A 21,676-nucleotide genomic window follows, 5' to 3' on the forward strand; every position below is an offset into this window, starting at 1 on the left:
CACCCGGGGCTCAGGCGTCGTCGGGGTCCAGGAACAGGTCCGGGAGGAGCGGCCCGGTGCCGCCCTCGACGCGGTACCCGTCGAGGTCGGTGACGCCCTCCTCGGCGAGGACCTCGTCGTCGACCAGGAAGCGGCCGGTGCAGGTGCGCGGGTCGCGGGTCAGCACGGCGTACGCCGCGTCGGCGACGATCTCCGGCGTGCGCGACCCGGCCACGGCCTCGGCGCCACCGAGCAGGTTGGCGACCGCGGCGGTGGCGATCATCGTGCGCGGCCACAGCGAGTTGACCCCGATGCCGGCCTCGCGCAGCTCCTCGGCCAGCCCGAGCGTCACCAGGCTCATCCCGTACTTCGCCATCGTGTAGCCGAGGTAGGACCCCGCCCAGCGCGGGTCGAGGTCGAGCGGCGGCGACAGCGTGAGGACGTGCGCCTGGTCGCTGCGCTCGAGGTGCGGGATCGCGGTCTTCGACAGCAGGAACGTGCCGCGGGCGTTGATCGACTGCATCAGGTCGTACTTCTTCATGCTGAGCTCGCGGGTGGGGCTCAGGTCGATCGCGCTGGCGTTGTTGACCACCACGTCGATCCCGCCGAAGCGCTCGACGGCCGCGGCCACCGCGCGCTCGACGTCGTCGTCGCTGCGCACGTCGCCGACCACGGCGAGGGCCTCGCCGCCGGCGGCCTCGATCTCGGCGGCCGCGGTGTGCACGGTGCCCTCGAGCTTCGGGTGCGGCTGGTCGGTCTTGGCCATCAGCACCACGCGGGCACCGTCGCGGGCGGCGCGCAGCGCAATCGCCAGGCCGATGCCGCGGCTGCCGCCGGACATCAGGATCGTGCGGCCGGCCAGGGTGCGGGTGCTCACGCGCGGCCCCCGTCGGTGTTCCCGGAGGTGGGGCCGGCGGGGGGCAGGACCGGCGTACGCCCGAGCTCGCCGCGCGCGATCGAGCGCACGTGAACCTCGTCGGGCCCGTCGAAGAGCCGCATCGCGCGGTGCCAGCCGTACATCGCGGCCAGCGGGGTGTCGTCGGTGACGCCGGCGCCGCCGTGGACCTGGATGGCCCGGTCGATCACCTGGGTCGCGGCACGGGGGACGGCGACCTTGGCCATCGCGACCAGGTTGCGGGCCTCCTTGTTGCCGTGGGCGTCGATCACCGCGCAGGCGCGGTGGCAGAGCAGCCGGGCCTGGTCGATCTCCATCCGGGACTCGGCGATCTGCTGGCGCACGACGCCCTGGTCGGACAGCGGTCCGCCGAAGGCGACCCGGTCCTGGGCGCGGGCGACCATGAGCGCCAGCGCCCGCTCGGCCGCGCCGAGGGCGCGCATGCAGTGGTGGATCCGGCCGGGACCGAGCCGGGCCTGGGCGGCGGCGAACCCGCCGCCCTCCTCGCCGAGCACGTTGGTCGCGGGCACCCGCACGTCGTCGAAGCGGACCTCGGCGTGGCCGTGCTGGTCGTGGTGGCCGAAGACGGGCAGGTCGCGCACGATCGTCACGCCGGGGGTGTCCCGCGGGACGATCACCATCGTCTGCTGGCGGTGGGTGGCGGCCTCGGGGTCGGTCTTGCCCATCACGACGAGGACCGCGCAGCGCGGGTCCATCGCGCCGCTGGTCCACCACTTGCGGCCGTTGATGACGTACTCGTCGCCGTCGCGGACGATCCGGGTGGCGATGTTGGTGGCGTCGCTGCTGGCCACGGCCGGCTCGGTCATCGAGAACGCCGAGCGGATCTCCCCGGCGAGCAGGGGGGCGAGCCACTGCTGCTTCTGCTGCTCGGTGCCGAGCAGGTGCAGCAGCTCCATGTTGCCGGTGTCGGGCGCCTGGCAGTTCAGCGCCTCGGGCGCCAGGTCCAGGCTCCACCCGGAGAGCTCGGCGATGGGGGCGTACTCGAGCTGGGTCAGCCCGGACTCCGAGGGCAGGAACAGGTTCCAGAGCCCCAGCGCCTGCGCCTTCGTCTTCAGCTCTTCGACCACCGGCGGCAGGGTGTGGTCGTCGGGACCGGCGGCGCGACGGTGGTCGGCGTAGGCCTGCTCGGCGGGCAGCACCTCGGTGCGCATGAACTCGACCATCCGGCCGTGCAGGTCCACCGCCCGCTCGGAGGGGCGGGCAGCGAGTGGTCGTCGTACGTCGTCACAGAGGCGCTCCTGAAGTCGGACCGAGCCAGCGCTCGGTGACGTTCACCATAGCGGGGGCGGGCCGCCCCGGCGGGGTCAGACGTTGCGGCGGTACTGCCCGCCGACCTCGAAGAACGCCTCGGTGACCTGGCCGAGCGAGCAGACCCGCGCGGCGTCCATCAGGACCGCGAAGACGTTCTCGCCGCCCATCGCGGCCTCCTTGAGCCGGGCCAGCGCGGCCTCGCCCTCGTCGGTGTGGGCGGTGCGGAAGGACTGGACCCGCTCGAGCTGGCCCTCCTTCTCCTCCTCCGTGGCCCGGGCGAGCTCGACGTGCTGCGGGGTCGCGTCGTCGGACTGCGGCGCCAGGAAGGTGTTTACGCCCACGATCGGCAGCGAGCCGTCGTGCTTGCGGTGCTCGTAGAGCATCGACTCGTCCTGGATGCGGCCGCGCTGGTAGCCGGTCTCCATCGCGCCGAGCACGCCGCCGCGCTCGTTGATCCGGTCGAACTCGGCCAGCACGGCCTCCTCCACCAGGTCGGTCAGCTGGTCGATGACGAACGATCCCTGGAGCGGGTTCTCGTTCATCGCCATGCCCCACTCGCGGTTGATGATGAGCTGGATCGCCAGCGCCCGGCGTACGGACTCCGCACCCGGGGTGGTGACCGCCTCGTCGTAGGCGTTGGTGTGCAGGCTGTTGGCGTTGTCGTAGATCGCGATCAGCGCCTGGAGCGTGGTGCGGATGTCGTTGAAGTCCATCTCCTGCGCGTGCAGCGACCGCCCGGACGTCTGCACGTGGTACTTCAGCTTCTGGCTGCGCTCGTTCGCGCCGTACTTCTCCTTCATCGCCACCGCCCAGATCCGCCGCGCGACGCGGCCGATCACGGAGTACTCCGGGTCCATGCCGTTGGAGAAGAAGAAGGACAGGTTCGGCGCGAAGGCGTCGATGTCCATCCCGCGCGCGAGGTAGGCCTCGACGTAGGTGAACCCGTTGGCGAGGGTGAAGGCGAGCTGGCTGATCGGGTTCGCCCCGGCCTCGGCGATGTGGTAGCCGGAGATCGACACCGAGTAGAAGTTGCGCACGCCCTTCTCGATGAACCACTCCTGGATGTCGGCCATCATCCGCAGCGAGAACTCGGTGGAGAACAGGCAGGTGTTCTGGCCCTGGTCCTCCTTGAGGATGTCGGCCTGGACCGTCCCGCGGACCGTGGCCACCGCGTGCGCGGCGAGCATCGCGGTCTCCTCCTCGCTCGGGTCGCGGCCCTCGGCCGTGCGGAACTTCTCGACCTCCTGGTCGATCACGGTGTTGAGGAAGAACGCCAGCACGGTGGGCGCCGGGCCGTTGATCGTCATCGAGACCGAGGTGGTCGGCGAGGTGAGGTCGAACCCGCCGTACAGCACCCGCATGTCGTCGAGCGTGGCCACCGAGACCCCCGACGTGCCGACCTTGCCGTAGATGTCGGGGCGCGGGTCGGGGTCGCGGCCGTAGAGCGTGACCGAGTCGAACGCCGTCGAGAGGCGCTTGGCGTCGCCGTCGGCGGAGAGCACCTTGAAGCGGCGGTTGGTGCGGGCGGGGTCGCCCTCGCCGGCGAACATCCGCGCGGGGTCCTCGCCGTCGCGCTTGAACGGGAACACCCCGGCGGTGAACGGGAACATCCCGGGGAGGTTCTCGTGGCGCCAGAAGCGGACCAGCTCGCCGTGGTCGGCGTACGCCGGCAGCGCGACGCGGGGGATCCTGCTGCCGGACAGCGACTCGCGGGTGAGCTGGGTGGTGATCTCGGTGTCGCGGACCTTGGTGACCTGCTCCTGCCCGGAGTAGGACTCGACCACGGCCGGCCACCCGGCCAGCTGGTCGTGCAGCGCCGGCGGCACCTCGCGGCGGCTCTTCTCGAGCAGCTGCGGGACGTCGCCCTGGTCGCCCTCGCCGAGGGCGGCGGTGACGGCCTCGACCTGCTGCAGCCGCCGCGCCGCGTCGGCCAGCCGCTCGGTCTCGGCGTGGTAGCCGCGCACCGTCTCGGTGATCTCGGCGAGGTAGCGGACCCGGTCGGTCGGCACCACCTGGCGGATGCCCGAGGAGTGCCGCACGTCGACAGCCGGCAGCACGCCGTCGGCCACCGGCAGGCCACGGTCGGCCAGCAGGCCACGCAGCTCCTGGTAGAGCGCGGTCACGCCGTCGTCGTTGAAGGTCGCCGCGCTGGTGCCGAAGACCGGCATGTCGTCGGGCTGCTTGCCGAAGGCCTCGCGGTTGCGGACCAGCTGGCGGCCCACGTCGCGCAGCGCGTCCTTGGCGCCGCGGCGCTCGAACTTGTTGATGGCCACGACGTCGGCGAAGTCGAGCATGTCGATCTTCTCCAGCTGAGAGGCGGCGCCGAACTCCGGCGTCATCACGTACAGCGAGGTGTCGACGAACGGCACGATCGCCGCGTCGCCCTGGCCGATGCCCGGTGTCTCCACCACGACCAGGTCGAAGCCGGCGGCCTTGAGGACCGTCATCACGTCGTCCAGGTGCTCGGGCAGCTCGCGGGCGCCGCGGGTGGCCAGCGAGCGGAAGTAGACCCGGTCGCCGTCGAGGGAGTTCATCCGGATCCGGTCGCCGAGCAGCGCCCCGCCGCCCTTGCGCCGGGTCGGGTCGACGGCCAGCACCGCGACGCGGAGCTTGTCCTGCTGGTCGAGCCGCAGCCGGCGTACGAGCTCGTCGGTCAGCGACGACTTGCCCGAGCCGCCGGTGCCGGTGATGCCGAGGACGGGCACCTGGTGGCCGGCCGCGGCCTCGCGCAGGCGGGTCAGCGTGGCCTCGTCGAGGCGGCCGGTCTCGGCGCCGGTGATCGCGCGCGCGATCGCGGCGTGGTCGCCGGTGAGCACCTGGTCGGCGGTGACCGCGCCGGCCTGCCACAGGTCGGTGTCGCAGTCGGCGACGACCGTGCTGATCATCCCGGCCAGGCCGAGGCGCTGGCCGTCCTCCGGCGCGAAGATGGTCACGCCGGACTCTCGCAGCCGGGTGATCTCGTCGCGCACGATGACGCCACCGCCCCCGCCGACGACCTTCACGTGGCCGGCGCCGCGCTCGCGCAGGGACTGCACGAGGTACTCGAAGTACTCGATGTGGCCGCCCTGGTAGCTGCTGACGGCGACGCCCTGGACGTCCTCCTGGACGGCGGCGTCGACGACGTCGGCGACCGAGCGGTTGTGCCCGAGGTGGATCACCTCGCAGCCCTGGCTCTGCAGGATCCGCCGCATGATGTTGATCGAGGCGTCGTGGCCGTCGAAGAGGGCGGAGGCCGTGACGAGGCGCACCGGGTTGGTGGGGACGTGGAGCTCGGGCACGGGTGCCTCCTGCGGCGGGGGAGTGGGGCTGGTCACGACATTAGTAGGACGTCCTACTAAATGCCATCCGCCCTCGGGCCGGCCCGGGGCGTCGTACCGTCGGTGGGTGACCCGACGCCTGACCGCCCTGCTCCTCGGCGCCCTCGCGCTGCTGCTCGCCGTGCCCGCCGGTGCCGGCGCCGGGGCCGCCCCGGCCGCGCCGCGGGACAACCCGCTGGCCGGGCGGGAGTGGGGCACCTACCGGGGCCCGGCCGAGATGGCCTGGCAGCCCTACGTCGACGCCCGCGGTCCGCGGAAGAGGACGCTGGCGCGGATCGCGCAGACCCCGAAGGCGAAGTGGTTCGGCGCCTGGATCCCCGACCGCGAGATCGCGGGCAAGGTGCGTGAGTACGTCGCGAACGCCCAGGGCGGCGACCCGTCGGTGCTGGTGCAGATGTCGGTCTTCCGGATGGTGCCGTGGGAGCACGAGGCGTGCTCCCGGCTGCCCACCGCACGGGAGCAGGCGTCGTACCGGACCTGGATCGACAACTTCGCGCGCGCCCTCGGCGACACCCCGGCCGCGGTCGTGCTGCAGCCCGACCTGCCGTTCGCGCTGTGCGTGCCGCGCGGCTCGGACGTGCCGACCCGGCTGGTGGCCTACGCCGCGAAGAAGCTCGCGGACCTGCCCCGCACCTCGGTCTACCTCGACGCGGGCGCGGCGGACTGGCCCTCGGCGGGGCAGGGTGGCGTGCGGCGGGCCCTGGACTTCCTGGTCCCGGCGGGGATCCGGCACGTGCGCGGCGTGGCCCTGAACGCGACGCACTACTCCGCCACCGCGCTGGAGGTGCGCCGTGCGGCCGCCCTGGTGAAGGCGCTGGACGCGCGCGGCATCACCGGCAAGCACGCGGTGATCAACACCTCCTCCAACGGCCAGCCGTTCAAGTTCGGCGAGTACGACGGCCCGGACCCCGACAACGCCCGCACCTGCCGCTCCCGTCACGACACCCGCCGCTGCGTCGCGCTCGGGATCCCGCCGACCCACCGCGTCGCCGCCGACCGCTGGCGGCTGCCGGCCGAGGTCGACCGGCTCGCCCGCCGCTACGTCGACGCCTACCTGTGGGTCGGCCGGCCCTGGCTGTACCGCCAGAACTCGCCGTTCCAGATGAAGCGGGCGCTGGCCGTGGTGCGCTCCAGCCCCTGGCGCTAGTCGTCCGGCGTAGCCAGGCGTACCCAACGGGTCCGGGGTGCTAGCGGCCAGGCCGCTGACCTGCGTCGACGCGGATGCCCGCGCGGCATCGGCCGCGGTTGGTACGCCTGGCTACGCGGTAGCACCGGCCCGGCCCAGGGGTTCTGGAACGGAAGAACGTACACAAGCCGTGCTGCCGCCCCCGCGGCCGCGCATCACCGCAGGTCAGCGCGGTCCACCCGGGCCCGGCCCGGGCTTGTGTACGTTCTTCCGTCGGCCGCGGGCCGACTCAGCAGCACAGATGGGCGCGCAGGCCGCGCATCGCCTCGTCGACGAGGCCGGCCAGGGAGCGGGAGGGGTCGCGCATCCAGGCGTCGTAGGCCGCCAGCGCCAGCGCCAGGGAGACGTGGCCGACGGTGGTGGGCAGCAGGTCGGTGGGGGCGCAGCCCAGCCGGTCGGCGACGTGCTCGGCGATCACGGCGCGCCACTCGGCGTAGCGCAGCGCGGAGTGGGCCTGGAGCTCCGGCGTGCCGAGGATCAGCTCCATCCGCTCGCGGTGGCCGGGGCGGGCGTCGCCGGGGAACTCGTTGAAGCGCACCACGCCGCGGTGCACCGCCTCCCACAAGGGGAGGCCGGCCGGGGTGGCGTCGAGGATCCGGCGGAAGTCGTCGAGGGTGCGGTCGAACTGCCCCCACGGGATGTCGTTCTTGGAGCGGTAGTAGCGGAACAGGGTCCGCCGCCCGACGCCGACCGCCGCGGCGATGTCGTCCAGCGTGGTGCCGGCGAAGCCCCGCTCGGCGAACAGGCCGAAGGCGGCCTGCTCGATCGCAGCGTGGCTGGTGGCTCCCGGGCGCCCGGCCGCCCGCGGGCGCGCCGGCGTGGTCGTCATGGCTCGGACCCTAGCCCGCCCCCGGCGGGACCGCGGCCGGCGGCGACCCGTCCGTTCGGAGGGGTCGTTGTGGCCACCGGTGCCAATAGCGTGACGCAGACCACGTCACACCCCGCCACGAGAGGAGTCGCGATGAACCCCGAGCACGCCCAGACCAGCCAGACCGACGAGGAGATGACCGCCGAGACGCTGGTCGAGGAGGTCTCCATCGACGGCATGTGCGGCGTCTACTGATGCTCGACGAGCCCTGGACCCTGTCACCGTCGGTGGCGCTGCGCCCCGAGCCCTTCGGTGCGCTGGCCTACCACTTCGGCAACCGGAAGCTGAGCTTCCTCAAGCGGCCCGAGCTGGTGGCAGTGGTCCGGGGACTCGGTGACGCGCCCGACGTCCGGTCGGCCCTGGTCGCCGCCGGCGTCCCCGACGCCCAGCACGACGCCTACGCGGCCGCCCTCGAGGGCCTGGCCGCCACCGACATGATCCGCCCCCGCACGGAGGTGCCCGCATGACCCTGGCTCCCGAACGCCCCCTCACCGTGACGCCCGCGCGTCCGGAGCGCCCGGTCGGCGGTGCGCTGGTCGACCAGTTCGAGCTCGGCCTCGACGCCCCGATCTGCCTGACGTGGGAGCTCACCTACGCCTGCAACCTCGAGTGCGCGCACTGCCTGTCCTCCAGCGGTCGCCGCGACCCCGACGAGCTGACGACCGAGCAGTGCGAGGCCGTCATCGACGAGCTGCAGCGGATGCAGGTCTTCTACGTCAACATCGGCGGCGGCGAGCCCACGATCCGCCCCGACTTCTGGCACCTCCTCGAGTACGCCGTGGCGCACGACGTGGGCGTGAAGTTCTCCACCAACGGCGTGCGGATCACCCCCGAGCGGGCGCGCTTCCTGGCCTCGACCGACTACGTCGACGTGCAGATCTCCCTCGACGGGGCGACGGCCGAGGTCAACGACTACGTGCGCGGCCCCGGGTCGTACGACACCGCGATCACCGCACTGCAGAACCTCCAGGACGCCGGGTTCGTCGACGCCAAGATCTCGGTCGTCTGCACCCGCGAGAACATCGGCCAGCTCGACGAGTTCAAGGCGCTGGCCGACTCGTTCGGGGCCACGCTGCGGCTGACCCGGATGCGTCCCTCGGGCCGCGGCGCGGACGTGTGGGACGAGCTGCACCCCCTGCCCCACCAGCAGCGGGAGCTCTACGACTGGCTCGTCGCCAACGGCGAGAACGTGCTGACCGGCGACTCGTTCTTCCACCTCGCAGCCTTCGGCGAGCCGCTGCCCGGTCTCAACCTGTGCGGCGCCGGCCGCGTGGTCTGCCTGATCGACCCGGTCGGCGACGTCTACGCCTGCCCGTTCGCGATCCACGACCAGTTCCACGCCGGCAACCTGCTGCGCGACGGCGGGTTCGACAACGTCTGGAAGACCTCACCGCTGTTCACCGAGCTCCGCTCCCCGCAGACCGGTGGCGCGTGCACGAAGTGCTCGCACTTCGACGCCTGTCGCGGGGGCTGCATGGCGGCGAAGTTCTTCACCGGCCTCCCGCTCGACGGACCCGACCCCGAGTGCGTCAAGGGGTACGGCGAGACCGCGCTGGCCGGCGAGCGGACCATCCCGGCGCAGAGCCAGGACCACTCCAAGTCCAACCCGACCCGCAACCAGCCGGTGATGCTGCAGCTGCTCACCCGTCGGCCCGACGGGTCCTCGGACGGCTCGGGCGTCCCGGTCTCGGCGTGCGCCGAGAGCCCGCTGGCCGGGTTCAGCCCGACCGACCCGACGGGCGACCCGCTGGCCGCCGCGAGCCCGTCCGGGGGCTGCGGCTGCAGCGCCGGAGGGGCGCACTGATGGAGACCTCGAAGAGCGCGCGGATGGCCACCATCCGCAAGAACCTCGAGAACCCGTGGAAGCAGAACCCGTGGTTCGAGTCCGTCGCGGTCGCGCAGCAGCGGGCCCGCAAGCGGCTGCCCGGCCCGGTGTACGGCGCCCTGGTCGCCGGCTCCGAGCGGGGCCAGACCATCGACGACAACCAGCGGGCGTTCACCGAGATCCAGTTCGCCCCGCACGTCGCCGGCCACCAGGCCGAGCGGTCGATGGCCACGACCCTGATGGGCCAGGAGATCTCCCTGCCCGTCGTGATCAGCCCGACCGGGGTGCAGGCGGTCGACCCCGAGGGCGAGGTCGCGGTGGCCCGTGCGGCGGCATCGCGCGGCACGATCATGGGGTTGTCGAACTTTGCCTCGAAGTCGGTCGAGGAGGTCTGTGCGGTCAACGACAAGACCTTCTTCCAGATGTACTGGACCGGCGACCGCGACGTGATGGTCCAGCGGATGCAGCGCGCCGCCGACGCCGGCTCGAAGGGTCTCATCGCGACCCTCGACTGGTCGTTCTCGATGGGCCGCGACTGGGGCAGCCCGGAGATCCCGGAGAAGGTCGACCTCCGCACGATGGTGCGGATGGCGCCCCAGGTCGCGACCAAGGTCGGCTGGTTGTGGCGGTTCGGGAAGACCGGGACCATCCCCGACCTCACCGCGCCCAACCTCGCCGCCCCCGGCGCCGCGAAGGGCCCGACGTTCTTCGGCGCCTACTACGAGTGGATGACCACCACCCCGCCGACCTGGGAGGACGTCGCCTGGATGTGCGAGCAGTGGACCAGGGTCAGTGGCGGCAAGCCGTTCATGCTGAAGGGCGTCTGCCGGGTCGACGACGCCAAGCGTGCCGTGGACGCCGGGGTCAGCGCGATCTCGGTCTCCAACCACGGCGGCAACAACCTCGACGGCACCCCGGCCACGATCCGCTGCCTCGCGGCGGTGGCCGAAGCCGTGGGCCACGACGTCGAGGTCGTCCTCGACGGCGGGGTACGGCGCGGGTCCGACGTGGTCAAGGCCGTCGCCCTGGGCGCGCGCGCGGTGATGATCGGGCGGGCGTACCTCTGGGGCCTGGCCGCCAACGGCGAGGACGGGGTCGGCAACGTCCTGGACGTGCTCCGCTCCGGCATCGACTCGGCGCTGCTCGGGATGGGCCTGTCGTCGATCGACCAGCTCAGCCCCGACGTGCTCGAGATCCCCGACGGGTTCCACCGCGCGCTCGGCGTCCCGGCGCAGCACCGGCACTGAGCCGGGTGGAAGGCGGCCGGGTGCGGACGGCGCAGGCGACGTCGGCCGAGGTGGTCAGCGCGGGCGTGGTGCTCGTGCCGGTCGGCTCGACCGAGCAGCACGGACCGCACCTCCCGCTGGGCACCGACACCCTGGTGGCGACGGCGGTCGCCGACGCGCTCGCAGCACGGCTCGGCCCGGACGTCCCCGGCGGTGCCTGGGTGGCGCCGCCGGTGGCGTACGGCTCCAGCGGCGAGCACCAGTCCTTCCCCGGCACCGTCTCGATCGGGACCGAGGCGCTGCGGGTGGTGCTGGTCGAGCTGGTCCGCTCGGTGCGCACCTGGTGCGACCGGGTGGTGCTGGTCAACGGCCACGGCGGCAACCTGGAGGCCGTGCGGGGGGCGGTCGAGCAGCTGACGTACGAGGGTCACCGCGTCGACTGGGTCCCGTGCGCGGTCGCCGGCGCCGACGCCCACGCGGGGCGTACCGAGACCTCGCTGGTGCTGCACCTGCAGCCCGACGCCGTCCGCACCGCGCTGGCGGAGGCCGGCTGCACCACGCCCGTGCGCGACCTGCTCCCGGCCCTGCGCGCCGGCGGCGTCGCGGCCGTCTCGGCCAACGGGGTCCTCGGCGACCCGACCGGCGCGAGCGCGGCCGAGGGCGAGAGGCTGCTGGCCGCGATGGTGGACGGGGCGCTGGCGCGGCTGCGCCCCGACGTCGAGGCGTCCGCGTGACGCCGGCCCGCGTCGCCCTGGTCACCGGCGCCGCCCGCGGGATCGGCGCGGCCACCGTCGCCCGGCTCGCCGCCGACGGGTGCGCCGTGCTCGCCCTGGACTCCTGCGCCGGGCCGGGCGCGACGCCGTACGACCTCCCGACCCGAGCGGACCTCGAGGCGGTGGCCGCACCGTGGCCCGAGGTGCTCCCCGTGGTCGCCGACGTCCGCGACCGCGCCGCGCTGCGCGACGCGGTGGGGCACGCCGTCGAGCGGTGGGGACGGCTGGACGTGGCCGTCGCCGCCGCCGCCGTGATGGTCGGGGGGCGCCCGCTCTGGGAGACCGACCCGGCCGAGCTCGACCTGCTCTGGGACGTCGACGTCAAGGGCGTCTGGCACACCGCCGCCGCGGCCGTCCCCGCGATGATCGACGGCCCGGACCCGTCCGGGTGCCGGGTCGTGGCCGTCGCGTCGGCCGCCGGCAGCCACGGGCTCTACCGGCTGGCCGGCTACACCGCGGTCAAGCACGCCGTGGTCGGCCTGGTGAAGGGCCTGGCCGCCGACCTCGTCGGCACCGGGGTCACCGCGGTCGCGGTCTCACCCGGCTCGACGCGGACCGCGATGCTCGAGCAGACCGCCGCCATCTACGCCACCACCACCGACGACCTGGTCTCGCACCAGCTGCTCGGCCGGGTGATCGAGCCCGAGGAGATGGCCGCCACGATCGCCTTCTGCGCGAGCCGGGAGGCCGCGGTCCTGCACGGCTCGGTGGTCTCCGCCGACGGCGGCTTCGGCGCCTGACGCGCCGTCACCGTCACCTCGACGCGCCGGAAGCGTCATCTGGGCTGTCCGGGAGCGTCATCTCGGCGGAGGACGGGGGCGAGGGAGGCGCGGAGGTCGGCGTGGGTCTGCCCGATCTCCCCGTACGCCCGGGTCGCCGCCGCGTCCGGCTGCACGGACGGCCCGGGGGCGACCATCGCGGCCACCGCCTCGTCGAAGCCGGGGTGGACGCCGGTCCCGACCGCGGCGCAGACCGCGGCCCCGAGCGCGGCCGGCGAACCGTCGTCGACGGCCACGCGGACCGGCAGGCCGGTGACGTCGGCGACCACCTGGCGCATCAGCGGCGACCGGGCGCCGCCGCCGGAGAGCAGCACCAGCCGCACGTCCCGGTCGAGCCCGTCGACCAGCGTCCGGAGGTGGCCCCCGACGGTCAGCGCCAGGCCCTCCAGCACGGCGCGGTAGAGGTGGGCGGCGCCGTGCCGGCCGTCGAACCCGACGAACGCCCCGCGCCGCCACGGCTCGTGCGCCGGGGCCAGCCAGTCGAGCACGGCCAGCAGCCCGTCCGCGCCGACCGGAACCTCCGCCGCGGCGCGGTTCAGCACGTCCTCGAGCTCCTCGGGCGCGCCGCCCGGGAGCAGCCCGGGGCCCACCAGGTCGCGCAGCCAGGACACCGTCCACATCCCGCGCCGCACGCCGCCGCCCTCCAGCAGGTACCGGCCCGGGACGCTGGCCAGGTTCGTCCAGGCGCCGGCGGCCTCCTCCTCACCGGGTCTCAGCGGGGCGTCGCCGAGCAGCATCGGGGCGACGTAGGTGCCCAGCGAGACCAGGGCCTGGTCGGGCCCGGCCAACCCGCAGCCGAGCGCCTCGACGGCCTTGTCGTTCGCGGTCGCGACCACCGGCAGGCCCGCCGGCAGGCCGGTGGCGTGGGCGGCGACCTCGGTCACCGCACCGAGCACCGCCCCCGGGAGGACGAGGTCGACCAGCTGGTCGCGGCGCAGGCCCGACGCCGCCACCACCGCGTCGTCGGTCGACCAGTCCCAGCGCTCCAGGTCCAGCGGCCACAGCACCGGGTAGGCGGCCGGCGAGTCCGCCGCCCGGCCGGTCAGCCACCGGGTGAGGTGACCCGACGAGGCGGTCACCACCGCGGTGTCGGCGGGTGCCGCGGCGGGGTCGTGGGGGCGGGAGGCCCGCTCGTCCATCCAGCTGATCACCGGGGCCGCGAGGGTGCCGTCGGCGCGGAGCAGGGCACGGGTTGACCGGATCCCGCAGAGCCCGAGCCCGACGAGGTCGCCGGTCGACCCGCCCGCCGCCGAGAGCGCGGCCACCGCGTCGCGGCAGGCGGCGGCGAGGGCGTCGACCAGGTCGTCGTCGGGGTGCTCCACCACGCCGGGTCGCGGGGTCAGCGCCGCGCGCAGCGGCCGTCGTCCGCTCGCCACGACCCGACCGTCGGCGGTGTGGACGGCGACCTTCGCGCTCTGGGAGCCGAGGTCGACACCGACCAGGAGCGGGCCGGCAGGCGACCGGGTCACGTCAGCGGGTAGATCGTGCCGGGGTTCATCACCCCGTGCGGGTCGAAGGCCTCCTTGAGCCCCGTCAGCAGCCGCCACGACGAGCCGTGCTCGGCCTCGACCCACGGCGTGCGGTACTTGCCGACGCCGTGGTGGTGGACCATCGAGCCGCCCACGCGCAGCGCCTCCTCGACCACGATCGCGTTGAGCGGGCGGTGGTAGAGCTCGATCTCCTCCCGCGGGTCGCAGGTGATGTCGTAGTCGTAGACGAAGTACAGGTTGGTGCCGGTCTGGTAGCTGTGCGAGGAGTGCGCGCCGAGCATGGTCAGGTCCGCGGCGCGGGGGAACTCCTCGCGCACCCGGCGCAGCACGGCGGCGTGCAGGTCGGCCACCTGCGACCAGGCCGCCGAGACCTCGGTGGTGTACCCGAGGTGCCGGTCGGTGAGCATCGCCTGCTTCTCGGCCTCGATCTTCTCCGGGCCCCAGTTCAGGTGCGCGAACCAGTCCTCCACCAGGGCGGGGTCCACCGGCCGCGCACCGACGGCCTCGGCGGCCGCGACCACGGCCGCGGCGGTGGCCTCGGCGATGCCCCGCGGGCCCTCGGACACGGCCACGAGCACCGCCGACCCCGGCCCGCCGGCCCCGTCGCCCGGGCCGTCGGCCCAGCCGGGCAGGTGGGAGAAGTGCTGCTGCGCGTCACCGGCGTCGTAGACCCGGGCGACCGAGGGCCGGAACCCCGCGGTGACCACCTCGCGGAGCACCTCCACGCCGCCGGGCAGGTCGTCGAGCAGGTAGCCGGTGAAGACCCGGTGCTCGGGCAGCCGGTAGACCTGCACGGTGACCTCGGTGACGTAGGCGAGCGCGCCCTCGTTGCCGAGCACGACGTGGCGCACGTCCGGGCCGGCGGCCCGGCGCGGGACCGGGCGGACCCGGACCACCTCGCCGCCGGGCAGCACCGCCTCGAGCCCGAGCAGCATGTCCTCGATGCCGCCGTAGAGCGTGGACAGCTGGCCGATCGACCGGGTCGCGACCAGACCGCCCATCTGGGCCAGCGGCTGTGACTGCGGCGAGTGGCCGGTGGTCAGGCCCTCCGCGCGCAGGGCGTCCTCCAGCACCGCCAGGCGCACGCCGCACTGCGCGGTGGCGGTCATGTCGACCGGGTCGATGTCGAGGATCTGGTCGAGGTCCGAGCCGTCCAGCACGATCGTGCCGTCCACGACGACCTCGAGGCCGCCCTCGGTGCCGGTGCCGCCGGTGCGCGGGACGACCGGCACCCGCTCGTCGTGGGCCAGGGCGAGCACGGCGGCGACGTCGTCGGTCGAGCGCGCCCGCACCAGCGCGACCGGCTGCGGGCCGTCGAAGATGCCGTGCACCGACTGGTACTTCTTCCAGCGGTCCTGGCTGACCTCGCGCAACCGGTCCGGGTCGACCACGACCCGGTCGGCGCCGACCAGGTCGACGAGGCGGGCGACGAGCGCGTCGGTGGAGAGGGTCACGGTGGCTCCTGCGGGTGGGTGCGGGGGTGCGGGGCGGGGAGTCGTACGGGCGCGGCGTCGCCGTCAGCGGACGAGGTAGCCGCCGTCGACGGTCAGCACGTGTCCGTTGACGTGGTCGGAGGCGCGCGAGGCCAGGAAGACCACGGTGCCCATCAGGTCCTCCGGCTCGCCCCAGCGGCCGGCGGGCGTGCGCTCGCGCACGGCCCGCTCGGCGACGGGGTCGGCGCGGGTCGAGGCCGTCAGCGCGGTGGCGACGTAGCCGGGGGCGATCGCGTTGACCTGCACCCCGTGGCCGCCGAGCTCGTCGGCGTAGGCCTTGGTGAACCCGACCAGGCCGTGCTTGGTCGCGGCGTACGCGGGCGAGGTGCGGCCGCCGAGGAAGGAGAAGACGGAGGCCACGTTGACGATCTTGCCGCGGCCGCGGTCGACCATCCCGGGTGCCGCGGCGCGCGCCATCGCGAACGGCGCGGTGAGGTTGACCTCGACCATCGGCTCCCAGTGCTCGCGGCCGAACTCCTGCCACGGGGCGACCCGGTTCAGACCGGCGGAGTTGACCAGCACGTCGGGCCCGCCCAGCTCGGCGGCGCAGGTGGCGACGACCTCCTCCGCCGCGCCGTCGCGGGTCAGGTCGATGGTCAGCTCGACGTAGCGCCGGCCCGTGGCCTCGACCAGGGCGCGGGTCTCGCCGCCGTCGCCGAGCAGGGTCGGGACGCACACGTCGGCGCCGGCCGTGGCCAGGGCCAGGCTGAACGCCTGCCCCAGGCCGCTGTTGCCGCCGGTCACGACGGCCGTACGCCCGGCCAACGAGAACCACTCCAGCGAGAAGTCGGTGATGCCCACGTGATGCAGCCTGGCACGTCCGGCCCCTCCTGTGGGGTCGGGGTGGCTCGAAGGGGTGAGCAGCCGGCCCCCGGGCGCGAGGCACCCTCGAAGGGCACCCTCGTTGTCCACAGGACCCGGGTGAGCCCTCACCTGCAGGAAGTGGGCGAGGGGACGGTGGCCCTGCTCCCCCGGGGGCGGGGCCACGACCGCTGCTCCCCGGCCCGGACGACCGCCTAGACCCAGGAGGAACAGCACCATGAGCGCGCGCACGAACCCAGGCGACCGCAACCGTGCCGGCAGGCAGGCCCAGCGGTGGGAGGACCCGGACGCCGGCGACGACGTCAGCTACGTCGGTCCGAGCCACACCGTGCGTCCGCGCTGGTCCTGGAGCGGGCTCGCCCTGCTCGTCCTCGGCGGCGTGGTCGCCGGCGTCGGGGTCGCGATCACCCTCGTCTGGCTGATCGCCGTCGGCGCCGTGGTCCTGGCCGTGGGGGCGTTCGCGGCGCTCAAGGGCAACCTCTTCTACGACATCGAGGGCGTCTCGCTCTCCCAGGAGGGGGCGAAGACCGTGGCCCCGGGCGCCACCGCGCTCGTCGACGACGGCGAGATGCGCACGGAGGTCGCCGAGGAGGAGCACGAGCTGGCCAGGATCCGCACCCGCGAGGGCGTGCGACCGACCCTGCGCAAGCCCGCCGCGGGGCTGCTCGTCGCCCTCGGCGCGTGGCTCGTGCTGACCCAGGGCGTCTGGTACTCCGAGTCCGACCCGAGCGGCCGCGACGGCACCTACCGCGCGCTGGCCGCCGGCCTCGCGCTGCTGCTCCCCGGGACGTACCTGCTGCTGAAGCGGTCCTCGGTCGTCGCTGCCGCCGTCTGCCTGGTCGCCGGGGTCGGCCTGGTGCTCGGCGGTCTGCTGGCCGGGACCAGCGACGTGCGCGGGCCGGTCAACGAGATCATCTGCGGCGTCCTGGTCCTGCTCGCCGCCCCGGTCGCCGCGCTTCCGGCGCTGAAGGGCCGCCCCCGCGCCTGAGCCGGGATGACGCTCGCGGACAGCCGAGATGACGCTCGCGGCGCGTCGAGATGACGGTTGCGGCTCAGAGCACGTGCTCGCCGTACATCTCGCCGAGCGGGTCGGCGATCAGCTCGAGGCGCGCACCGTCGGGGTCGCGGAAGTAGATCGAGACCCCGCTGTGCACCTCGTGGTCGACGCCCGCCGCGGTGAGCCGCCCCCGCAGGGCCTCCCAGCGCTCCGGGTCCACCGAGATCGCTACGTGGTGCAGGCCGCCGAGGACCTCGGCGTACGGCCCGACGTCGAGACCGGGGAAGTCGAAGAAGGCCAGCAGGTTGGAGTTCCCGATGTCGAAGAAGAAGTGCGAGGAGCCCGCGTAGTCGCGGTTCTCGATCAGCTCGGTCAGCGGGAACCCGAGCACGTCCTGGTAGAACGCCACGGTCCGCTCGACGTCGCTGCTGACCAGGGCGGTGTGGTGCAGCCCCCGCGCGGTCGAGGCCGGGCGCTCCCCGGTCGGGCGCAGGTGGGTGGCGCGGATCCGCTCGCGCGCGGCGGCGACGGCGTCCAGGTCGACGGTGCTCTCGGTCATCGCCCCATGGTAGTTGAGGCGTCAACCACCTGGTCCCGTTCCTGACGTCCTGGTCGGGGAGGCAGGAACGACGACGCCCCCGGCCGCGAGGCGACCGGGGGCGTACGGGTGGTGCCGTGCCGCAGCTGCGGCGGGCGACTACTTCGCGGAGACGCGGACCAGCTTCTTGTTCACGAACTCGTCCATGCCCCAGGGGCCCAGCTCGCGGCCGACGCCGGAGCGCTTCACGCCACCGAAGGGCAGGCCGGGCATCGTCGTGCCGTGCTCGTTGACGAAGGCCATGCCGACGTCGAGGCCCTCGGCCACCTCGCGGGCACGCTCGGTGTCCGCGGACCAGACCGAGCCGGAGAGCCCGTAGGCCGAGTCGTTGGCCAGGGCGAGCGCCTCGGCGGCGTCCTTGACCTTGTAGACCACGCCGACGGGACCGAAGAGCTCCTCGGCGAAGGCGCGCATCTCCGGGGTGACGTCGGCCAGCAGCGTCGGCTGGACGTACGCCCCGGGGCCGTCGACCTTGCCGCCACCGGTGAGCACGGTCGCGCCCTTGGACACGGCGTCCTCGACCTGCTCGACCAGGGTGTCGGCCGCGGTCTGCGAGGACAGCGGGCCCAGCTTGGTGCTCTCGTCGAGCGGGTCGCCGGTCTTGGTGGCCTCGAAGGCCGCGGTGAGCTGCTCGACGAAGTCGTCGTAGTACTCCTCGGTGACGATCAGGCGCTTCGCGGCGTTGCACGCCTGGCCGGCGTTGGACAGCCGGGCCCGGGCCGCGGACTTGACGGTGGCCGCCATGTCGGCGCTGTCCAGGACGATGAACACGTCGGAGCCGCCGAGCTCGAGCACGACCTTCTTCAGGTTGCGCCCGGCGGTCTCGGCGACCGCGGTGCCGGCGCGCTCGCTGCCGGTGAGCGAGACGCCCTGGACGCGCGGGTCGGCGATCATGTCGGCGATCTGCTCGTTGGTGGCGAAGATGTTGAGGTAGGCGTCCTCGGGCAGGCCGGCGTCCCGGAAGATCTCCTCCATCAGCAGCGCCGAGGCCGGGCAGCTGGGGGCGTGCTTGAGCAGCACGGTGTTGCCGACCATCAGGTTCGGGCCGGCGAACCGGGCCACCTGGTAGTAGGGGAAGTTCCACGGCATGACCCCGACCAGGGCGCCGATCGGGCGCCGCTGCACGACCGACGACTCCGCACCGGGGACGTCGAGGGTCTCCTCGGCCAGGAACGACGGGCCGTGCTCGGCGTAGTAGGCGTAGATCGCGGCGGAGAGCTGCACCTCGCCCTTGGCCTCGCGGACCGGCTTGCCCATCTCGAGCGAGATGGACCGGGCGAGCTCGTCGGCGCGCTCGGTGTAGATCTCGGCGACGCGGGACAGCACCCGCGAGCGCTCCTCGATCGGCGTGGTGCGCCAGGAGAGGTAGCCCTGGTGGGCGCTCTCGAGGGCCTGCTCGACACCTGCGGCGTCGAGGGTGTAGTACTCCTTCACGGTCTCGCCGGTGGCCGGGTTCACGGTCTGGTAGGTGCTCATGGGGGCATAGCGGTCCCGGGCGCCGAGGTATTCCAGGAGGCGTGGCGGCCGTCACCTCCGGTCGCTAGTCTGTGCGCACAGAGAACAGACGTTCGCTGTGCGAACAGGAGATCACCGTGACCGAGCCCTTGTCCGAGTCCTACGTGTACGCCGCCGCCCGCACCCCCTTCGGCCGCTTCGGCGGCGCCCTGGCCGAGACCCGTCCCGACGACCTCGCCGCCGTCGCGCTGTCCGGCGTGCTCGCGAAGGCACCCGCCCTCGACCCGGCCGCGGTCGGCGACGTGGTGTGGGGCTGCGCCAACGGCGCCGGGGAGGACAACCGCAACGTCGGCCGGATGGCGGTGCTGCTGGCCGGGCTGCCGACCTCGGTGCCGGCCAGCACCGTCAACCGGCTCTGCGGGTCCTCCCTCGACGCGGCGATGTCGGCCTCGCGCTCGATCGAGACCGGGGACGCCGACGTCGTGGTGGCCGGCGGGGTCGAGTCGATGACCCGGGCGCCCTGGGTGCTGCCGAAGCCCTCGCGGGCCTTCCCGGCCGGCAACGTCACGGCCGTGTCGACCACCCTGGGCTGGCGCCTGGTCAACGACCGGATGCCGCAGGAGTGGACGATCTCGCTGGGGGAGTGCAACGAGCAGCTGCAGGAGCGCTTCGGGATCTCGCGCCAGCGCCAGGACGAGTTCGCCGCGCGGTCGCACAACCTGGCCCACGAGGCCTGGGAGTCCGGGTTCTACGACGACCTCGTGGTGGCCGTCGACGGCGTCGACCTCGCCCGCGACGAGGGCATCCGGCCCGGCTCGACCGCCGAGAAGCTCGGCGGGCTGAAGCCGGCCTTCCGCCCCGACGGCACGATCACGCCGGGCAACGCCAGCCCCCTCAACGACGGTGCCGCGGCGCTGCTGCTCGGCTCCGGCGGGGCGGCCGGCACCCTCGGGCGCGACCCGCTCGCCCGGGTGGCCGGCCGCGGCGCCCACGCCCTGGACCCCCAGGAGTTCGGCTACGCCCCGGTCGAGGCGGCCAACACCGCGCTGCGCCGGGCCGGCATCTCCTGGTCCGACGTCGGGGCGGTCGAGCTCAACGAGGCGTTCGCGGTGCAGTCCCTGGCCTGTGTCGACGCCTGGGTGGCCGACGGCCTGGCCGACGCGGAGCTGGTCAACGCCCGCGGCGGCGCGATCGCGATCGGGCACCCGCTCGGGGCCTCCGGCGCGCGCGTGCTCGGCACCCTGGCCCACCGCCTCGTCGCCGACGGGCAGCGGTGGGGGGTCGCCGCGATCTGCATCGGTGTGGGCCAGGCCCTCGCGGTCGTGCTGGAGAACGTCGACACCGCGCGGCGGTCCGCGTGAGCGCCACGACCTTCGCGGGGGACACGGCCTACGACGACGCGCTCGCCGACGTCGCGGACGGCGCGACCGTGCTGGTCGGGGGGTTCGGGATGGCCGGGATGCCCGTCGAGCTGATCGAGGCCCTGATCCGTCAGGGTGCCGGCGACCTGACCGTGGTCTCCAACAACGCCGGCAACGGCGACACCGGCCTGGCCGCGCTGCTGGCGGCCGGGCGGGTGCGCAAGGTGGTCTGCTCCTTCCCGCGGCAGAAGGACTCGTGGGTCTTCGACGGGCTCTACCGCGAGGGCCGGGTCGAGCTCGAGGTCGTCCCCCAGGGCACGCTCGCGGAGCGGATGCGGGCCGCCGGCGCCGGAATCGGGGCGTTCTTCTGCCCGACGGGGGCGGGCACCCTGCTCGGTGAGGGCAAGGAGACCCGCGAGATCGACGGGCGGCTGCACGTGCTCGAGCACCCCATCCGCGGCGACCTCGCCCTGGTCAAGGCCTCCGTCGCCGACGAGCTCGGCAACGTCGTCTACCGCAGGACCGCGCGGAACTTCGGGCCGGTGATGGCGACCGCGGCGGAGACCGTGGTGGTCCAGGTCGACCGGGTCGTGCCGGTCGGCGGGCTCGACCCCGAGGCCGTCGTCACACCGAGCATCTACGTCGACCGGGTGGTGGTGGCATGAGCCGCAGCAAGGACGAGATCGCCGCGGCGATCGCCGCCGACATCCCGGCGGGCTCCTACGTCAACCTCGGGATCGGGCAGCCGACCCTCGTCGCGGACCACCTCACGCCCGGGTCCGGGGTGGTGCTCCACACGGAGAACGGCATGCTCAACATGGGTCCCGCCGCGCACGGCGACGAGATCGACCCCGACCTCACCAACGCCGGCAAGATCCCGGTGACCGAGCTGCCGGGTGCGGCGTACTTCCACCACGCCGACTCCTTCGCGATGATGCGCGGCGGGCACCTCGACGTGTGCGTGCTGGGGGCCTTCCAGGTCTCGTCCGGCGGCGACCTCGCCAACTGGCACACCGGCGAGCCCGACGCGATCCCGGCCGTCGGCGGCGCCATGGACCTCGCCATCGGCGCGCGGCGGGTGTTCGTGATGATGACGCTGCTGGCCCGCGACGGCACGCCCAAGCTGGTGCCCGAGTGCACCTACCCGCTGACCGGGCTGGGCTGCGTGGACCGCGTCTACACCGACCTGGCGACCTTCGAGGTCGGCCCGACGGCGCGCGCCGCGGGCGGGGTCCGGGTGCTGGCGACGTACGGGACCGGGGTGGCCGACCTGCGCGAGCTGCTCGCGGTGCCGCTGGTCGACGCCACCGCGGCCCCCGCCGACGGCGGCTGAGGGGCCC

The 21,676-nt window shown here is 73.9% G+C and carries 20 protein-coding genes; 11 read left to right on the forward strand and 9 right to left on the reverse strand.

The annotated features are described in order from the left end of the window. Window positions 1–10: 10 nt before the first annotated feature. The 3 genes from ENKNEFLB_RS02505 to icmF all read right to left on the reverse strand — a co-directional run bounded on the left by ENKNEFLB_RS02505 (window position 11) and on the right by icmF (window position 5,424). The gene (locus ENKNEFLB_RS02505; RefSeq protein ID WP_246535797.1) at window positions 11–856 is read right to left on the reverse strand and encodes an SDR family oxidoreductase; all 846 of its coding nucleotides are present in this window, start codon (window positions 854–856) and stop codon (window positions 11–13) included. Next, the gene (locus tag ENKNEFLB_RS02510; protein ID WP_246535798.1) at window positions 853–2,076 is read right to left on the reverse strand and encodes an acyl-CoA dehydrogenase family protein; all 1,224 of its coding nucleotides are present in this window, start codon (window positions 2,074–2,076) and stop codon (window positions 853–855) included. Before ENKNEFLB_RS02510 ends, ENKNEFLB_RS02505 begins: the two co-directional genes overlap by 4 nt. A gap of 123 nt (window positions 2,077–2,199) precedes the next feature. Then, a complete protein-coding gene (gene icmF, locus ENKNEFLB_RS02515; protein ID WP_214057758.1) occupies window positions 2,200–5,424 on the reverse strand; it encodes a fused isobutyryl-CoA mutase/GTPase IcmF in 3,225 nt (1,074 codons plus the stop codon). A gap of 106 nt (window positions 5,425–5,530) precedes the next feature. On the opposite strand from icmF, the gene ENKNEFLB_RS02520 reads away from it, so the two are divergent. Beyond that, entirely contained in the window at window positions 5,531–6,610 is a 1,080-nt protein-coding gene (locus ENKNEFLB_RS02520; protein WP_214057759.1) for a glycoside hydrolase family 6 protein, read from the forward strand. Window positions 6,611–6,878: 268 nt separating this feature from the next. Here ENKNEFLB_RS02520 and mftR read toward each other — a convergent pair whose 3' ends face one another. Beyond that, a complete protein-coding gene (gene mftR / locus ENKNEFLB_RS02525) occupies window positions 6,879–7,478 on the reverse strand; it encodes a mycofactocin system transcriptional regulator (RefSeq protein ID WP_214057760.1) in 600 nt (199 codons plus the stop codon). Window positions 7,479–7,610: 132 nt separating this feature from the next. Between mftR and mftA the strand changes: the two genes are divergently transcribed. Genes mftA through ENKNEFLB_RS02555 form a run of 6 tightly spaced genes read left to right on the forward strand, consistent with a single transcriptional unit; the run spans window position 7,611 to window position 12,081 of the window. Beyond that, complete coding sequence (gene mftA, locus ENKNEFLB_RS02530; RefSeq protein ID WP_214057761.1) at window positions 7,611–7,712, forward strand: mycofactocin precursor MftA; 102 nt, start codon at window positions 7,611–7,613, stop codon at window positions 7,710–7,712. Beyond that, window positions 7,712–7,984: a mycofactocin biosynthesis chaperone MftB gene (gene mftB, locus ENKNEFLB_RS02535; RefSeq protein ID WP_160005032.1), complete on the forward strand. Its 273-nt coding sequence runs from the start codon at window positions 7,712–7,714 to the stop codon at window positions 7,982–7,984. Before mftA ends, mftB begins: the two co-directional genes overlap by 1 nt. Then, the gene (gene mftC, locus ENKNEFLB_RS02540; RefSeq protein ID WP_214057762.1) at window positions 7,981–9,321 is read left to right on the forward strand and encodes a mycofactocin radical SAM maturase; all 1,341 of its coding nucleotides are present in this window, start codon (window positions 7,981–7,983) and stop codon (window positions 9,319–9,321) included. The genes mftB and mftC overlap by 4 nt, the downstream gene beginning before the upstream one ends. Then, window positions 9,321–10,589, forward strand: coding sequence for a pre-mycofactocin synthase MftD (gene mftD, locus ENKNEFLB_RS02545; RefSeq protein WP_246535799.1), 1,269 nt, complete (start codon window positions 9,321–9,323; stop codon window positions 10,587–10,589). The genes mftC and mftD overlap by 1 nt, the downstream gene beginning before the upstream one ends. A gap of 20 nt (window positions 10,590–10,609) precedes the next feature. After that, entirely contained in the window at window positions 10,610–11,302 is a 693-nt protein-coding gene (gene mftE / locus ENKNEFLB_RS02550) for a mycofactocin biosynthesis peptidyl-dipeptidase MftE (RefSeq protein ID WP_214057763.1), read from the forward strand. Continuing rightward, window positions 11,299–12,081 carry a mycofactocin-coupled SDR family oxidoreductase gene (locus tag ENKNEFLB_RS02555; RefSeq protein ID WP_214057764.1) on the forward strand — a complete coding sequence of 261 codons (783 nt, stop codon included), beginning with the start codon at window positions 11,299–11,301 and terminating at the stop codon, window positions 12,079–12,081. Before mftE ends, ENKNEFLB_RS02555 begins: the two co-directional genes overlap by 4 nt. Before the next feature lie 35 nt (window positions 12,082–12,116). Here ENKNEFLB_RS02555 and ENKNEFLB_RS02560 read toward each other — a convergent pair whose 3' ends face one another. The 3 genes from ENKNEFLB_RS02560 to ENKNEFLB_RS02570 form a co-directional block, all read right to left on the reverse strand. Then, window positions 12,117–13,589 (reverse strand): FGGY-family carbohydrate kinase, encoded by a 1,473-nt coding sequence (locus tag ENKNEFLB_RS02560; RefSeq protein ID WP_214057765.1) that lies wholly within the window; start codon window positions 13,587–13,589, stop codon window positions 12,117–12,119. Then, window positions 13,586–15,064, reverse strand: a complete 1,479-nt coding sequence (locus ENKNEFLB_RS02565) for an FAD-binding oxidoreductase (RefSeq protein WP_214057766.1) — start codon at window positions 15,062–15,064, stop codon at window positions 13,586–13,588. The genes ENKNEFLB_RS02560 and ENKNEFLB_RS02565 overlap by 4 nt, the downstream gene beginning before the upstream one ends. Window positions 15,065–15,127: 63 nt before the next feature. After that, window positions 15,128–15,904 (reverse strand): SDR family oxidoreductase, encoded by a 777-nt coding sequence (locus ENKNEFLB_RS02570; protein WP_246535800.1) that lies wholly within the window; start codon window positions 15,902–15,904, stop codon window positions 15,128–15,130. Window positions 15,905–16,142: 238 nt separating this feature from the next. On the opposite strand from ENKNEFLB_RS02570, the gene ENKNEFLB_RS02575 reads away from it, so the two are divergent. Further along, a complete protein-coding gene (locus ENKNEFLB_RS02575; protein ID WP_214057767.1) occupies window positions 16,143–16,913 on the forward strand; it encodes a hypothetical protein in 771 nt (256 codons plus the stop codon). A 64-nt stretch (window positions 16,914–16,977) separates the two neighbouring features. Here ENKNEFLB_RS02575 and ENKNEFLB_RS02580 read toward each other — a convergent pair whose 3' ends face one another. Beyond that, a complete protein-coding gene (locus tag ENKNEFLB_RS02580; protein ID WP_214057768.1) occupies window positions 16,978–17,481 on the reverse strand; it encodes a VOC family protein in 504 nt (167 codons plus the stop codon). 138 nt (window positions 17,482–17,619) lie between these two features. After that, the gene (locus tag ENKNEFLB_RS02585) at window positions 17,620–18,996 is read right to left on the reverse strand and encodes an NAD-dependent succinate-semialdehyde dehydrogenase (protein ID WP_214057769.1); all 1,377 of its coding nucleotides are present in this window, start codon (window positions 18,994–18,996) and stop codon (window positions 17,620–17,622) included. A 116-nt stretch (window positions 18,997–19,112) separates the two neighbouring features. On the opposite strand from ENKNEFLB_RS02585, the gene ENKNEFLB_RS02590 reads away from it, so the two are divergent. The 3 genes from ENKNEFLB_RS02590 to ENKNEFLB_RS02600 are packed head-to-tail and all read left to right on the forward strand — an operon-like array spanning window position 19,113 to window position 21,669. Then, complete coding sequence (locus ENKNEFLB_RS02590) at window positions 19,113–20,336, forward strand: thiolase family protein (protein ID WP_246535801.1); 1,224 nt, start codon at window positions 19,113–19,115, stop codon at window positions 20,334–20,336. Next, entirely contained in the window at window positions 20,333–21,001 is a 669-nt protein-coding gene (locus ENKNEFLB_RS02595; RefSeq protein WP_214057770.1) for a 3-oxoacid CoA-transferase subunit A, read from the forward strand. Before ENKNEFLB_RS02590 ends, ENKNEFLB_RS02595 begins: the two co-directional genes overlap by 4 nt. After that, a complete protein-coding gene (locus ENKNEFLB_RS02600) occupies window positions 20,998–21,669 on the forward strand; it encodes a 3-oxoacid CoA-transferase subunit B (RefSeq protein WP_214057771.1) in 672 nt (223 codons plus the stop codon). The genes ENKNEFLB_RS02595 and ENKNEFLB_RS02600 overlap by 4 nt, the downstream gene beginning before the upstream one ends. Window positions 21,670–21,676: the final 7 nt, after the last annotated feature.

This window comes from Nocardioides aquaticus, assembly GCF_018459925.1.
In the GTDB taxonomy this organism is placed as follows: domain Bacteria; phylum Actinomycetota; class Actinomycetes; order Propionibacteriales; family Nocardioidaceae; genus Nocardioides; species Nocardioides aquaticus.